The sequence below is a fragment of the Streptomyces sp. HNM0575 genome (genome assembly GCF_012726265.1).
In the GTDB taxonomy this organism is placed as follows: domain Bacteria; phylum Actinomycetota; class Actinomycetes; order Streptomycetales; family Streptomycetaceae; genus Streptomyces.
In genome coordinates, this window is record NZ_JAASAG010000001.1 from 768,831 (window position 1) to 781,441 (window position 12,611).

Below are 12,611 nucleotides of genomic sequence, written 5' to 3' on the forward strand. Positions count from 1 at the left end.
CCCGAGGGGCAGGGGGGTCAGCGGGGTCAGGACTTGGGCGAGGCCTGCTGGACGACCTCGAAGGACCACAGGGCGGAGCTGTCCGAGGCGGGCTTGGGGCGGTCGGTGCCGCCCTGGTGTGCGGCCTTCATCGGGCCCTCCATCCAGGCCTGGAAGGACTCCTCGTCGCGCCACCGCGTGTACACCAGGTAGTTGTCGGTGCCCTCGACGGGGCGGAGGAGCTCGAACCACTCGAAGCCGTCCGAGCCCTCCACCGCGCCGGCGCGGGACGCGAAGCGCTTCTCCAGGGTCTCGCGGGCCTCAGCGGGGACGTTCAGCACGTTGATCTTCACGATGCTCATGCGGTCCATCCTGCCGCACCGGCTTCCGTGCCCCGCTCTCCGGGGGCGGGGCCGGGGCCTGGGCCTGGGCCGGAGCCGGGGGCGGAACCGGAGCCTTGGGCGTTGGCCGGGTGGGCGAAGTGGGCCGGGGCGTCGAAGGCCGCGCGGCGGGTGGCGCGGCGCAGGGCGCGCAGCAGCGGGCCGCCCAGGGTGAGGACGAGGACGACGGTGAGAGCGGCCCGTGGGACGTCCCAGCCGAGGGACGTGGCCAGTACGTACGCGGCGAAGCGGGCGAGGTTGTCCGGCAGCTGGTCGCCGGGGACGAACGAGATGCCCGAGCCGAGGCCCGCGATGTACGGCCAGCCCTGGAGGTTCATGACCAGTCCGTAGAGCAGGGCAGAGACCGCGCCGTAGAGCGCGAGCATCGCCGACTCGCCTCTGCCGCGCAGCCGTTGGGCGCCCGGCAGCAGGCCCGCGCCCATGGCGACCCAGCCCATCGTGAGCATCTGGAACGGCATCCACGGGCCCGCGCCGCCCGTGAGCAGGGCGCCGGCGAACATCGACAGGGCGCCGAGCACGAAGCCGAAGCCCGGCCCGAGCACCCGGCCCGAGAGCACGATCAGGAAGAACATCGGTTCCAGGCCCGCCGTGCCCGCGCCCAGCGGGCGCAGTGCCGCGCCGGCCGCCGCGAGTACGCCGAGCATCGCGACGGCCTTGGCGTCCATGCCGGTGTCGGCGATCGTCGCCACGACGACGGCCAGCAGCAGCGGCAGCAGCGCGGCGAAGAGCCAGGGCGCGTCGCGGGAGTGGGCCAGGCCCGATGCGGATCCGGCGAGCAGCGGCCAGCCGAAGGCGACGACGCCGGTCGCGCTGGTCAGGGCGAGGGCCGCGACGGAACGCGGGCCGAGGCGGAGGGAGCGCGGGGCGCGGGCGCGCGTGGTACGCGCGGTACGCGTGCGCGGAGCACGGGAACGCGGGCGGTGCGGCTGCGGCTCCCCGGCGCTTGCGGGGGCGGGGCGTTCGGGGCGTCCGGGGCTCCCCTGGCTTCCGGTGCTTCCTGTCGTATCGGCCGTCATTCCGCCGGCCGCCCTTGCGGGTCAGGCGCGTGCGGTGCGTCGAGGGCCGTACGGATCTGGGGGACGGTCAGCCAACGTGCCGCCGGGGCAAGGATTTTGGCGACCTGCGGCGCGAACGCCGGTGAGGAGGTGACCACTTCGGCGGTCGGGCCGTCGGCGACGGTCTCGCCCTGCGCGAGTATCACCACCCGGTCCGCGACCTCGGCCGCCAACTCCACGTCGTGCGTGGCCAGTACGGTCGTGTGCCCCTCGCCGGACAGGGCGCGCAGGATGCCCACCAGACGGGACTTGGCGGCGTAGTCGAGGCCGCGGGTCGGCTCGTCCAGCAGGATCAGCCGCGGGCGGGCGGTGAGGATCACGGCGAGGGCGAGCGCGAGGCGCTGGCCCTCGGACAGGTCGCGCGGGTGGGTTGCGTCGGCGACGCCCGGCAGCAGTTCGGCGACCAGCGCGCGGCAGCTGCCCGGCGCGGCTCCCGCGTCGGCGTCGGCTGCCGCGCACTCGGCGGCGACCGTGTCCGCGTACAGCAGGTCGCGCGGCTCCTGCGGTACGAGGGCTGCGTGGCGCAGCAGCCGCCGGGGGTGGGTGCGGGCGGGGTCGAGGCGCTCGGGGCCGCCGACCGTGACCGTTCCGGCGGCGGGTGTGTGTACGCCCACGAGGGTGCTGAGGAGGGTGGACTTGCCCGCTCCGTTACGGCCCATGAGGGCGACGGTCTCGCCGGGGTGGAGCGTGAGGTCCACTCCGTGCAGTGCGGTGACGTGCCCGCGGCGGAGCGAGAGCGCGGACATACGCGCCGTCGGCACGGGGGGCGGGCCGCCGCCCGTGACTCCGCCGTCTGTGGCCCCGCCGTCCTTGGCCCTGCGGTTCTTGGCCCCGCCGTCCGTGACTTCTCGGGCGTGCGGCCCGGCTGTTGTCGTGCCGTGTCCGCGTACGAGTGCCCGCAGGCGGCTCAACGGGCTTGCGGTGCCCCGCGGTTCGGCGGCGGCAGCGGAACCGCGGGGCTCGCGCACCCCGGAGGGCCCGTGGGCTTCACGGGGCTCGCCTCGGCCGGTCCGCGCACCGGCACGTTCACGTCCGTCGCTTCCGTGGCCGCCGACCCCGTGGCGCCCGCCTCCGCCGGTGCCATCGCCGACTCCGTCGCGCCCGCCTCCGCCGGTCCGATCACCGCCTTCGCCGGGCAGCGCACCGGCACGCTCACGTCCGTCGCCGTCACCGCCGACTCCGTCGCGCCCGCCCCCGTCGCCCTCCGCCGCCGCGAGGCGTTCGCGCAGCGGTTCCGATCTGCGGCGGGCGTCCCGTACGGACAACGGCAGCGGCGACCATTCCGCCAGGCGTCCCAGTTCGACCACGGGCGGCCGGACCGGCGAGAGCGCCATCAGCTCGGCGGGGTCGCCGAGCCGGGCGGGGGCGCCGGGCTCCGCGAGCAGCAGCACCTGGTCCGCGTAGTGCACGACGCGTTCGAGCCGGTGCTCGGCCAGCAGCACGGTCGTGCCGAGGTCGTGCACGAGGCGTTGCAGCACGGCCAGCACCTCCTCGGCTGCGCCCGGGTCGAGAGCCGATGTCGGCTCGTCCAGTACCAGCACGCGCGGATGCGGCGTCAGTACGGAGCCGATCGCGACGCGCTGCTGCTGCCCTCCGGAGAGGGCGGAAAGCGGGCGGTCCCGCAGCTCGTTGAGGCCTAGGAGGTCGAGGGTCTCCTCGACCCGGCGCCGCATCGTGGCGGGAGGAAGGCCCAACGACTCCATGCCGTAGGCGAGTTCGTCCTCGACGGTGTCGGTGACGAAGTGCGCGAGCGGGTCCTGGCCCACGGTGCCGACGACGTCGGCGAGTTCGCGCGGCTTGTGCGTACGGGTGTCGCGTCCCGCGACCGTGACGCGGCCGTGCAGCACGCCGCCCGTGAAGTGGGGGACCAGGCCGGAGACGGTGCCCAGCAGCGTGGACTTGCCCGCGCCCGAGGGGCCGACGAGCAGGCAGAGTTCGCCCTCGGGGATCTCCAAGTCGACGTCGCGCAGGGCGGGTTCGGGGGCGGAGGCCGCGTCTCCCGGTCCGGCGGCCGGTCCGGCGGCCCGTGCCGGTGCGCCCTCGGCCGCGGCGTCGTAGGTGACGGACACCTGCTCGAACCGGATCACTGCGCGGCCTCCTTCTCCTGATGCGGTGACGTGCCACGCGACGTGCCCGTCTGTGTCGCCGGAACCGGCGCCACGAGCGCGGGCAGCAGGCCCAGCAGCAGCCCCGCCGCGGGCCACAGCGGCAGCTCCGGTGCCGTCAGCGGCACCGCCGGAGGGTGCAGCGCCCCCGGGAACGCACCGCCCGCCGCGACCGTCACCGCCCCTACGGCCGCCCCCGACAGCGCCGTCAACCAGGCCCGTACGCCCCAGACTTCGGGCCGGTAGCGGGTACGGACGCTGCGCCGCCCACCCAGCCGCAGCCCCGCCAGCGCCAGCACCGCACCGGCGAGCAGCACCGGCAGCCCGTACGCGGCGCCCTCTGCCGACAGCAGCGCGTACGAACCGGCGCACATGCCGAGCAGTCCGCCGAGCGTGAGCAGCGTCGTCGTACGGCGCACGGCGCGCGGCACCTGGGCGCTGCGCCCATAGCCGCGTGCGTCCATCGCCGCGGCCAGCGCCACCGAGCGCTCCAACGCGCCCTCCAGCACCGGCAGTCCGACCTGGAGCACCGCCTGCGGTCCCTTGTCGGGGCGCCCGCGCAGCCGGCGTGCGGCACGCAGCCGCCGTACGTCGGCCACCAGGTTCGGCGCGAACGTCATGGCGACGACGACGGCGACGCCCGCCTCGTACAGCGCGCCGGGCAGGGACTTCAGCAGACGGGCGGGATTGGCAAGGGAGTTGGCGGCGCCGAGGCAGATCAGCAGGGTCGCCAGCTTCAGCCCGTCGTACAGCGCGAACACCAGCCCCTCGGCGGTGACCCGGCCGCCGACGCGCACGCCCTTCGCCCAGTCGGGGAGCGGCACTTCGGGCAGCGTCACCAGGACGTGGCTGCCCGGCACGGGCGAGCCGAGGAGGAAGGCGAAGCAGAACCGGATGACGAGCACCGCGAGGCCGAGCTTCAGGAACACCCCGTACGAGCGGGCCCAGGGCGCGTCGGTGCGGCGCGCGGCGACCACGTAACCGGCGACGGCGCACAGCAGCGTCAGCAGCAGCGGGTTGGTGGTGCGGGACGCGGCGGTCGCCAGGCCCAGTGCCCACAACCACCAGGCGCCCGGGTGCAGTTCGAGGCCGCGCCGCGCCTCGGGCGCACGCAGGCGTTCCCTCGTCGCGGTCAGCACGCCGCGTTTGCCTCCGGCCGTCACGTCGTCCTCCCGCTTCCGAACGTCCTCCCGCTCCCGAACGTCGTCCCGCTCCTGGTCGTCGCCACCGCGCCCCCGGTCTCGTGCCGTCCACCGGTCTCGTGCGGCCCACGGGCCATGGTCACGGGCGTGGACCGCGGTCGTCACGGTGGCCGCGGCGGGACCGGCGGACGGCTGCGAAGGCGAGCACCGCCACTGCGCCGGCGCCCGCCGCGACGCCCGCCACGGGGCCGAGGCCCCCACCGGAGGAGCCGTCCGGCCCCCCGGCCCCGGCCTCGGCCTCGGCCCCGTTCCGGCCCCGGGTCCCGTCGTCCTCGTTCCTGCCGCCCCCGGTCCCGTCCGAACCCTTCTCCTCGTCCGCGACCCGCTCGCCGCAACCGCGTTGCGGATAGCCGTCGATGGCGCACAGCAGCGCCGCCGAGTCGTAGCGCAGCGGCTGCGCGACGGACGCGAGCGCGTCGGCGGCCGTGGCGTCGTCGGAGACCCGTGCGCACGCGGTACGCGGCCGGGGCGGGTGCTCGCCGCGCGGCGCGTGCGCGGAGGTGCCGAAGTCGATGCGCAGCGCGATCCGTTTGCGGCCGGAGGCGGCCTTCGTGCCGTCGCAGGCGCGGGCGAAGTCCGTACGGCCGCGGGGCTTCGCCGCGTCCTTGGAGTCCTCGCTCAGCGCGAAGCGGAAGCCGATCACGTCGCCGTCGCCGGGGCGCAGCACGGACGGGCCCTGCGTCGCGTACGACCACTCGCCGCTCTTGCCGCTCTGCTCCCAGAACGACCAGTACCGGTAGCTCCCGGAGGTCAACGCCCTTGCGGGGGAGGCCGGTTGGGCCGGTCGGGCGGCGGCGCTCGCGGAGGCCGCCTGCCCAGCGGCGGGAATCAGCGGCGGCACGGCCACGGCGGCCGCGGCCAGCCCCGTCACGGCGAGGGCGCGCCATGCGGCCCGCGCGCTCACCGTCCCTGCCGCCTTCTGCGCGCGCTGATCAGGAAGCCGACGCCCACGCCCGCCGCGAGCCCGGCACCCAGCAGGGACCACCGGAGCACATCGCCGTCGCCGCCGCCGTCCGTCGTGCCACCGGCCGCCTTCTTCTCGTCCGGCATGCGGGCGGGCTCCGGGCCCGTGGCGGCGAGCCGGTCCAGCAGCTTCGTGCCCTTCAGCGTGGCCGCGTCGCCGCCCGTGGCGTGTACGGCGAGCATGACGCCCGCGACGGCCGCGGGGTCGCTCCCGGCCTTGTCCCACGAACCGAGCTTCGCCGCCAGCCAGTCGAGCGACTTCCGCGCTTCGGCCTGGTGGCCTCCGGCGGCCAGCGCGATGACGGCGTCCGCCGTGTTGCCGTAGTCGGGGGTGTCCTTGGCGCCGGGCGTCGCGGCGAGCAGATGGTGGCCGTGGTCGTCCAGTACGGACGCGAGGTGGGCGGCGCCCGCCTCCGAGGCCTCGTCGGGCGCGAGATCCGTGCCCTTCCCGGAGCCCTTCCCGTCGCTCCCGTTCTTCTCGTCGCCCTTCCCGTCGCTCCCGCTCTTCCCGTCGCCCTTCCCGTCGCTCCCGCTCTTCTTGCCGTCCCCCTCGCCGTCCTTGCCGCAACTCATCGGCTTCAGCGCCCGGTCGGACTTCGGATCGGCCTGCAACCCGGAACCCAGCCCGGCCAGCACGGCGGCCGCGGTCGCGTCGTCGTTCGCGGCCAACTCACCGTCCTTGCCCGGCTGATAGGCGAAGGCTCCGCGCGACGCGGCCTTCTCGCCGCACCCGAGCTGGAACGAAGTGAGCGCGTCGTAGGGCGACTTGCCGCTCTTCGTCGTCTTCTCCGGCTTCCTGCCGGCGGCCGAGTAGGCGCCGATGACGACGGAGACGGAGTTCGCGTCGCTGGGACCGCCGGGGTTGTAGCCCCAGCCGCCGTCCTCGTTCTGTACGGAGCCCAGCCACGCGAGGGCCTTGCGTACGGTCCCGTCCGCGCCGCCCGTGACGGAGAGCGCCTGCACGGCGACGGCCGTGGCGTTGGTGTCGGCGGGGGTCTTCTTCGTGTCGCAGGGCTTGCCGGGCTCCGCGCGGTACGCGGTGAACGAGCCGTCCCGGCACTGCTGCCCGACCAGCCAGTCCACGGCCTTGCGCGCCGGTTCGGCGCCCGCCGCGTCGAGGGCGAGGAGGGCCAGCGACTGTCTCCACACCCCGTCGTACTTGGGGTCGCCCTTGCCGTACAGGGCGCTCGGCGGCTTCTTCGCCGACTTGCCCGCGGCTGTCGACGTACCGGCTATCGAGGAGCCGGAAATCGGTGCGGCGGCGAGGGCCGCGGGTGCGGTGACGGCGCAGAGGGCGGAGGCCGCCGCGACGGCTGTGATGCTCCGGCGCAGGAACATGTGGGTGCCTTTCGGTGAGCGGTCCGCAACCCCGCACGGCCGCCCCGCCCCCGGCCCGCGTGCCCGTTCACGCGGCACGCACCGTAAGGCGGCACACCCGGCTCGGCTCCGTAGACCTCGACGGTGGGAGCCTCCACCACGGTGCGGCGGCAGGCGGCTCCGCGAGCCTTGCCTCCGGCCGGGTGCTCCGGCTCACGAGCCGCGTACGGGGCGGGCGTTCCGTCCCCTACGCGGCCTCGCTCACGGTTGCGGGTCAGCGCCGGACTTGCACCGGCTTCCCTCGGTCGGAGGCGATGTACGCCCACTCACCTTAGCGGCCCCCCTCCGGGGCCCTCCCCTCGATGAAGGCGAACCGGTCGGGGAATTCGAGCAGCCCGCCGGGGCCTGCGCCCGCCGTGTCGGCGATCTCGGCGAGCCCGTCGGCGAGTTCGGCGTCCGAGAACGTCGACAGCACGGACATCCAGCGGTTGCGCACCAGCTCCAGCCAGTGGTCGCGCTCGACGCGCACGGGGAACGCGGCGTGGCCCGTGGCCACTTCGAGTCCCGCGTCCCGCATCGCCGTCTCGATCTCGCCGGGCTCGGGCTGGTTGGCGGCGAACCGGTTCAACGCCCGCTGGAACAGCGGGTATTCGAGCTTCGGCGGCAGCGTGACCACGAGCATCCGCCCGCCGGGAGCGAGCCGCCGCGCCAGTCCGGCGAGCGTCCCGTGCAGGTCCGCGAAGTGGTGTACGGCCTCCTTGATCACGATCGCGTCGAAGGAGCCGAGCGAGCCCTGGCGGGATCCGTCCCGCCCGGGTCCGTCCCGCCCGGAGTCGGCCTTCCCGGATCCGTCCTGCCCGGCGGGCGCCTCCGCGGCGTGGGCGAGGTCCTCGGCGGTCGCGCGCACGGCCAGCAGCCTCGGATCGTCCGGCAGCCGGTCGAGCATGGGCTGCGACGGGTCGACGCAGACGAGCGGGGTCTCCTCGGTCGCGTACTCCAGCAGACGCCGCAGGAACAGGCCCGTGCCCGCGCCGATGTCGGCGATCCGGTCGCCCCGGCGCAGCGCGAGCCGGGCGTTGATCTGCTCCTCCATCCAGTCGAGGTAGTCGGGCCTGTGTGCCCAGGTGGAGTCGTAGGTCTCCGCGAGGTGCGAGTAGTGGTGCTCCAGCTCCTCATCCACTGCTGCACGGCCACCTTTCTGTGCGCTGTGGCGCGGTCGTCACGCCGGTACGGGAGAGGGGGCCGGGGCGCGGCCCCCGGATCGCGGCGCCCCTACCCGACATCCCGGCCTGCACACGGACCGCACACATCGCCGGTCTCTCACACATCGGGTACCTGTCTCTTCACGGTCCACACGGCGGCACGACCTGGAACGGGACGTACACCGACCGCTCCGGAACCCGTACGCCGCCGGAGCGTACGGGTTCACAGATGGACATCCGTCGTAACCGTCCGTGAGGATTGGCGGATTCAGGGCGCGAGAGGCGAACGGGCGGAAGGGTGGCCGGACATGACGGACGGCACGGGCGGGGCGGTCGGTACGGAGGACAACGCGGAAGCCGCTGAAGGCAGTCCGTGCACGGGCTTCGACGGCGAACCGGACACCTCCGACAGCCTCAAAGCCTTCGGCGCGGTCCTCAAGGCCTTCAGGAGGCGCGCGCGGCTCACGCAGGAGGAGTTCGCGCCGCGGATGCGGTACTCACCGCAGACCGTCGCATCGGTGGAGCAGGGACGCCGTTTCCCCACCGCGGAGTTCGTCGAACGCGCGGAGGAAGTCCTGGACGCCTTCGGCGCGTTGAGGGGCGCCGCGCGACATCTGTCGCGAAGTCCGGGGCTGGCGCGCTGGTTCCGGCAGTGGGCACGGCTCGAAGCGGAGGCGATCACCCTCAGCACGTACGAATGCCGCCTGCTCCCGGGGCTGTTGCAGACGGAGGCGTACGCGCGGACGCTCTTCGTCAATCAGCTTCCCCCGCTCGACGACACACAGATCGAGGCCCAGTGGGTCGCACGCGCCGAGCGGAAACGGCTGCTCACCGAACGCCCCAATACCGCCTACAGCTTCATCCTCGAAGAGCACCTCTTCCTGCGTCGTACGGGCGGTATGGAGGTCACGCGAGGTGTCATCGACCACGTGCTGGACGTCGCGGAGTTGCGCAACGTCGAGATCCAAGTCATGCCGGTGGTACGGGAGAACCATGCCGGATTGCACGGACCGATCCGACTGCTGGAGACGCCCGAGCACCACTGCTTCTCGTACTGCGAAGGTCAGGAGACCGGGCAGTTCGTCTCCGACCCAACCGTGGTCAGCATGCATCAGATGAGGTATGCCAGGATGCGCTCACAGGCTCTCTCCCTTGAGGAATCCCTGAGCCTGCTGCGGCGGATGCGAGGAGCGCTATGAGCACCACTGAACTGGCCTGGTTCAAGAGCAGCTACAGCAGCGGTTCCGGCGACGACTGCATTGAAGTCGCCGTGTCCTGGCGCAAATCCAGCTACAGCAGTAGCGGCGACGGGGACTGCGTGGAAGTCGCCCTGCCCTGGCAGAAGTCCAGCTACAGCAGCAGTTCCGGCGACGACTGCGTCGAGGTCGCCGCCTGCCCAGGCACGGTCCACGTGCGGGACTCCAAGGACAAGCAGGGTCCGCAGCTCGCGCTGACCCCCACCGCCTGGCGCAGCTTCCTCTCGTACGCGTCCCGGGCCTGACCCGGGCCCGAGCACGCACCGTGCCCCGCCGCGGATCAACTCCGCGGCGGGGCACGCGCGTTCAAGGACCCGAGTAGAGACGATCCAGATCGTTCAACGATCCGCGGTGACTTTCAGCCCCGCTGTTCCGGATACGCCTCGATCACCTGGCGCCGGGAGTCCTCCAGGTAGAAGCCCAGCGTCCGTTCGGCGCCCTGCGCGTCGCCGTCCTCCAGCATCGTGAGGATCTCGCGGTTGCGGGACAGGTACGGCTCGTAGAAGCGGCGGGGATCCTCCATCACGTGGAAGGCCAGCCGCAGTTCGGCGAGCACGCCGCGCATCAGGTCGTCGGTGCGCTCGCTGCCGGCGAGCCCCGCGAGGGCCTGGTGGAAGTGGATGTTGGCGGTGCCGCAGTCGGTCCACTCGTTCGCCTCGGCGGCGCGCTCGCCCGCCGTGACCGCGTCGGCGACGGGCTGCACCTGGAACGGCGGTTCGCCGAGCCCGCGGAGGGCGGCGCACTCGACGAGGTTGCGCACGCGGTAGATGTCGGCGATGTCGGCGGCCGTGAGGACCCGTACGAACGCGCCCTTGTTGAGCCGGTGCACCAGCAGCCGCTCGTGGGTCAGCAGCCGGAACGCCTCGCGGAGGGTGTTGCGTGAGACGCCCAGGGCGTTGCCGATGCGCTCCTCGGAGAGCCGGACGCCGGGCAGGAAGAAGCCCTGTGCGATACGTTCGCGCAGGATGCCCGCGACTCGCTCGGCCGTGCTGGTGCGGCCCAACAGGGCGCGGTCCGCGGCGAGTTCGGACAGCTCCAGGCCGGAGTCGGCGCGGGCGCCGTTGCCGGTGCCGGTGTCGGCGGTCATGGTGATCTTTCTCCAGGCGGGTGGTCCGCCCCAGTGAAGCCCACAAAGCCGGATGGGACAACAACCCCCTTGCCGTATTGTTCAACAATCCCCTAGGTTGGCTCCGATGATCGACCTCAACGCGGACCTCGGCGAGGGCTTCGGCCGCTGGCGGCTCACCGACGACGACGCCCTGCTCACCTCCGTCACCAGCGCCAACGTCGCCTGCGGCTTCCACGCCGGCGACCCCCTCACCATGCGCCGCGTCTGCGAGCGGGCCGCCGCGGACGGGGTGCGGATCGGGGCGCAGGTCTCGTACCGCGATCTGGCCGGATTCGGCCGCCGCAGCATGGACGTGCCCGCCGCGGAGCTGGCCGCCGAGGTCGCGTATCAGATCGGCGCCCTGGAGATCTTCGCCCGCGCCGCCGGTGCGGGCGTCGCGTATGTCAAGCCGCACGGCGCGCTCTACAACCGCTGCGTGCGCGACTCCGTCCAGGCCGCGGCGGTCGTCGAGGGCGTGCGTACCGCCGGTGCAGCGCTGCCGGTGCTGGGACTGCCGGGCTCGGAGCTGCACGGCGCGGCCACCGCGGCCGGACTGCCCGTGATCGACGAGGCGTTCGCGGACCGCGGGTACCGCCCCGACGGCACGCTCGTGCCGCGCGGCGAGACGGGCGCCGTGATCACCGACCCCGAGCAGGTCCTCGCGCGCTCGCTCGCCATCGCCGCGGGCAAGGACGTCACCGCCGTCGACGGGACGCCGCTGCGGCTGTCCGCGCGTTCGCTGTGCGTGCACGGCGACACCCCGGACGCGGCCTCTCTCGCCCGCCGGATACGGGAGGAACTGTCCGGCGCCGGAATCACGGTGCGGGCGTTCGCGTGAGCGGGGAGAGGGCTCCCGGCGGGGAGAGCGGCGGGCAGGGGTCCGCCGCGGGGCGCGGTGTCGCGGGCGTGCCGGGGCCGCGGGGCGCGGACGGGTCCACGGGCGGGCCTGTGGACGGGCCCGCGGACGGTGCCGCGGACGGTCCCGTCGGCGGCACGGATCCGGACCTCCGTCCTGAGTCCTCTGCCGGTCCGGGGCTCGGCCCGGGGCCCGGTCCGGGGCCCGACCCGGCTCCCGTCGTCCTTCCCGTCGGACGGCACGCGCTGCTGATCGAGCTGCCGGGCGCCGAGGCCGCCGAGGCCTTCCACGCGGAGGTGCTGCGCCGCCGGGCGGCCGGGCTGCTGCCGGGGGTGACGGAGATCGTGCCGGGCGCACGCACCGTGCTGCTGGACGGGCTGGCCGATCCGCGCCGCCTCGCGGCGGAGGTCCCCGGGTGGGAGATCCCGCCGCTGGTGTCCGGCAGCGAGTCCGCCGTGGAGATCCCCGTCCGCTACGACGGTCCGGATCTCGCGGACGTGGCCGGAATGTGGGGCGTCACGCCCGAGGAGGTCGGGCGGCTGCACGCCGCCACCTCGTTCCGCGTCGCGTTCTGCGGCTTCGCGCCCGGCTTCGGCTATCTCACGGGCCTGCCCGAGCGCTGTCACGTGCCGCGCCGCTCCGATCCGCGTACGAGGGTCCCGGCCGGTTCGGTCGCGCTCGCCGGCCCGTACACCGGCGTCTATCCGCGCTCGTCGCCGGGCGGCTGGCAGCTGATCGGCACCGCGGTCGACACCGTGCTGTGGGACACCGCGCGTGAGCCCGCCGCGCTGTTCTCGCCGGGCACGCGGGTGCGGTTCGTTCCGGAGGGCGGCGGTACGGGATGACCGCCGGGGCGTCTGAGTTCGCGGCGTCGGGTTCCGGGGCGTTGGGTTCCGGGGCGTTGGGGTCCGGGGCGTCGGGTTCTGCGGTGTCGGGTTCCGGGGCGTTGGGGTCCGGGGCGTCGGGCTCTGCGGTGTCGGGTTCCGCGGTGTCGGGTTCCGGGGTGTCGGGTTCCGGGGTGTCGGGCTCTGCGGTGTCGGGTTCCGCGGTGTCGGGTTCCGGGGCGCCCGGCTCGGCGGCGTTGGGTTCCGGGGCGTCGGGTTCCGCCGCGCCCGTCTCCGGCGCATCCGTCTCCGGCGCATCCGGCTCTGCGGCGTTGGGTTCCGA

At 74.1% G+C, this 12,611-nt stretch carries 12 protein-coding genes and 1 riboswitch; of the genes, 4 read left to right on the forward strand and 8 right to left on the reverse strand.

Going from position 1 to position 12,611, the window contains the following annotated elements; genetic code table 11:
- Window positions 1–26: 26 nt before the first annotated feature.
- The 7 genes from HCC61_RS03145 to HCC61_RS03175 all read right to left on the reverse strand — a co-directional run bounded on the left by HCC61_RS03145 (window position 27) and on the right by HCC61_RS03175 (window position 8,202).
- Window positions 27–341: an antibiotic biosynthesis monooxygenase gene (locus HCC61_RS03145; protein WP_169133634.1), complete on the reverse strand. Its 315-nt coding sequence runs from the start codon at window positions 339–341 to the stop codon at window positions 27–29.
- Window positions 338–1,396, reverse strand: coding sequence for an ECF transporter S component (locus HCC61_RS03150; protein ID WP_169133635.1), 1,059 nt, complete (start codon window positions 1,394–1,396; stop codon window positions 338–340). The genes HCC61_RS03145 and HCC61_RS03150 overlap by 4 nt, the downstream gene beginning before the upstream one ends.
- Window positions 1,393–3,522, reverse strand: a complete 2,130-nt coding sequence (locus tag HCC61_RS03155) for an ATP-binding cassette domain-containing protein (protein ID WP_169133636.1) — start codon at window positions 3,520–3,522, stop codon at window positions 1,393–1,395. The genes HCC61_RS03150 and HCC61_RS03155 overlap by 4 nt, the downstream gene beginning before the upstream one ends.
- Window positions 3,519–4,655, reverse strand: a complete 1,137-nt coding sequence (locus HCC61_RS03160; protein ID WP_169133855.1) for a CbiQ family ECF transporter T component — start codon at window positions 4,653–4,655, stop codon at window positions 3,519–3,521. The genes HCC61_RS03155 and HCC61_RS03160 overlap by 4 nt, the downstream gene beginning before the upstream one ends.
- 166 nt (window positions 4,656–4,821) lie before the next feature.
- The gene (locus HCC61_RS03165) at window positions 4,822–5,646 is read right to left on the reverse strand and encodes an SCO2322 family protein (RefSeq protein WP_346776992.1); all 825 of its coding nucleotides are present in this window, start codon (window positions 5,644–5,646) and stop codon (window positions 4,822–4,824) included.
- Window positions 5,643–7,043, reverse strand: coding sequence for a prenyltransferase/squalene oxidase repeat-containing protein (locus HCC61_RS03170; protein WP_169133637.1), 1,401 nt, complete (start codon window positions 7,041–7,043; stop codon window positions 5,643–5,645). The genes HCC61_RS03165 and HCC61_RS03170 overlap by 4 nt, the downstream gene beginning before the upstream one ends.
- Before the next feature lie 181 nt (window positions 7,044–7,224).
- Window positions 7,225–7,323: riboswitch (cobalamin riboswitch) on the reverse strand.
- Between the two features lie 30 nt (window positions 7,324–7,353).
- The gene (locus tag HCC61_RS03175) at window positions 7,354–8,202 is read right to left on the reverse strand and encodes a class I SAM-dependent methyltransferase (RefSeq protein WP_206321950.1); all 849 of its coding nucleotides are present in this window, start codon (window positions 8,200–8,202) and stop codon (window positions 7,354–7,356) included.
- A 330-nt stretch (window positions 8,203–8,532) separates the two neighbouring features.
- Here HCC61_RS03175 and HCC61_RS03180 point away from each other — a divergent pair, with 330 nt between their 5' ends.
- Together HCC61_RS03180 and HCC61_RS03185 are read left to right on the forward strand one after the other, a co-directional pair.
- Window positions 8,533–9,423: a helix-turn-helix transcriptional regulator gene (locus HCC61_RS03180; RefSeq protein ID WP_169133638.1), complete on the forward strand. Its 891-nt coding sequence runs from the start codon at window positions 8,533–8,535 to the stop codon at window positions 9,421–9,423.
- Window positions 9,420–9,725, forward strand: coding sequence for a DUF397 domain-containing protein (locus HCC61_RS03185; RefSeq protein ID WP_169133639.1), 306 nt, complete (start codon window positions 9,420–9,422; stop codon window positions 9,723–9,725). Before HCC61_RS03180 ends, HCC61_RS03185 begins: the two co-directional genes overlap by 4 nt.
- Window positions 9,726–9,838: 113 nt before the next feature.
- On the opposite strand, the gene HCC61_RS03190 is transcribed toward HCC61_RS03185, so the two are convergent.
- Window positions 9,839–10,567 (reverse strand): GntR family transcriptional regulator, encoded by a 729-nt coding sequence (locus tag HCC61_RS03190; protein ID WP_169133640.1) that lies wholly within the window; start codon window positions 10,565–10,567, stop codon window positions 9,839–9,841.
- A 106-nt stretch (window positions 10,568–10,673) separates the two neighbouring features.
- Between HCC61_RS03190 and HCC61_RS03195 the strand changes: the two genes are divergently transcribed.
- Both HCC61_RS03195 and HCC61_RS03200 read left to right on the forward strand, forming a co-directional pair.
- Window positions 10,674–11,426 (forward strand): 5-oxoprolinase subunit PxpA, encoded by a 753-nt coding sequence (locus HCC61_RS03195; protein WP_169133641.1) that lies wholly within the window; start codon window positions 10,674–10,676, stop codon window positions 11,424–11,426.
- 263 nt (window positions 11,427–11,689) lie between these two features.
- Window positions 11,690–12,289 carry an allophanate hydrolase subunit 1 gene (locus HCC61_RS03200; protein WP_206322075.1) on the forward strand — a complete coding sequence of 200 codons (600 nt, stop codon included), beginning with the start codon at window positions 11,690–11,692 and terminating at the stop codon, window positions 12,287–12,289.
- The last annotated feature ends 322 nt before the right edge of the window (window positions 12,290–12,611 follow it).

Bases quoted from the DNA above. Each gene is read 5' to 3' on its own strand.
- HCC61_RS03145 (WP_169133634.1), bottom strand. From the start codon at position 341: ATGAGCATCGTGAAGATCAACGTGCTGAACGTCCCCGCTGAGGCCCGC.
- HCC61_RS03190 (WP_169133640.1), bottom strand. From the start codon at position 10,567: ATGACCGCCGACACCGGCACCGGCAACGGCGCCCGCGCCGACTCCGGC.
- HCC61_RS03195 (WP_169133641.1), top strand. From the start codon at position 10,674: ATGATCGACCTCAACGCGGACCTCGGCGAGGGCTTCGGCCGCTGGCGG.
- HCC61_RS03185 (WP_169133639.1), top strand. From the start codon at position 9,420: ATGAGCACCACTGAACTGGCCTGGTTCAAGAGCAGCTACAGCAGCGGT.
- HCC61_RS03170 (WP_169133637.1), bottom strand. From the start codon at position 7,043: ATGTTCCTGCGCCGGAGCATCACAGCCGTCGCGGCGGCCTCCGCCCTC.
- HCC61_RS03150 (WP_169133635.1), bottom strand. From the start codon at position 1,396: ATGACGGCCGATACGACAGGAAGCACCGGAAGCCAGGGGAGCCCCGGA.
- HCC61_RS03180 (WP_169133638.1), top strand. From the start codon at position 8,533: ATGACGGACGGCACGGGCGGGGCGGTCGGTACGGAGGACAACGCGGAA.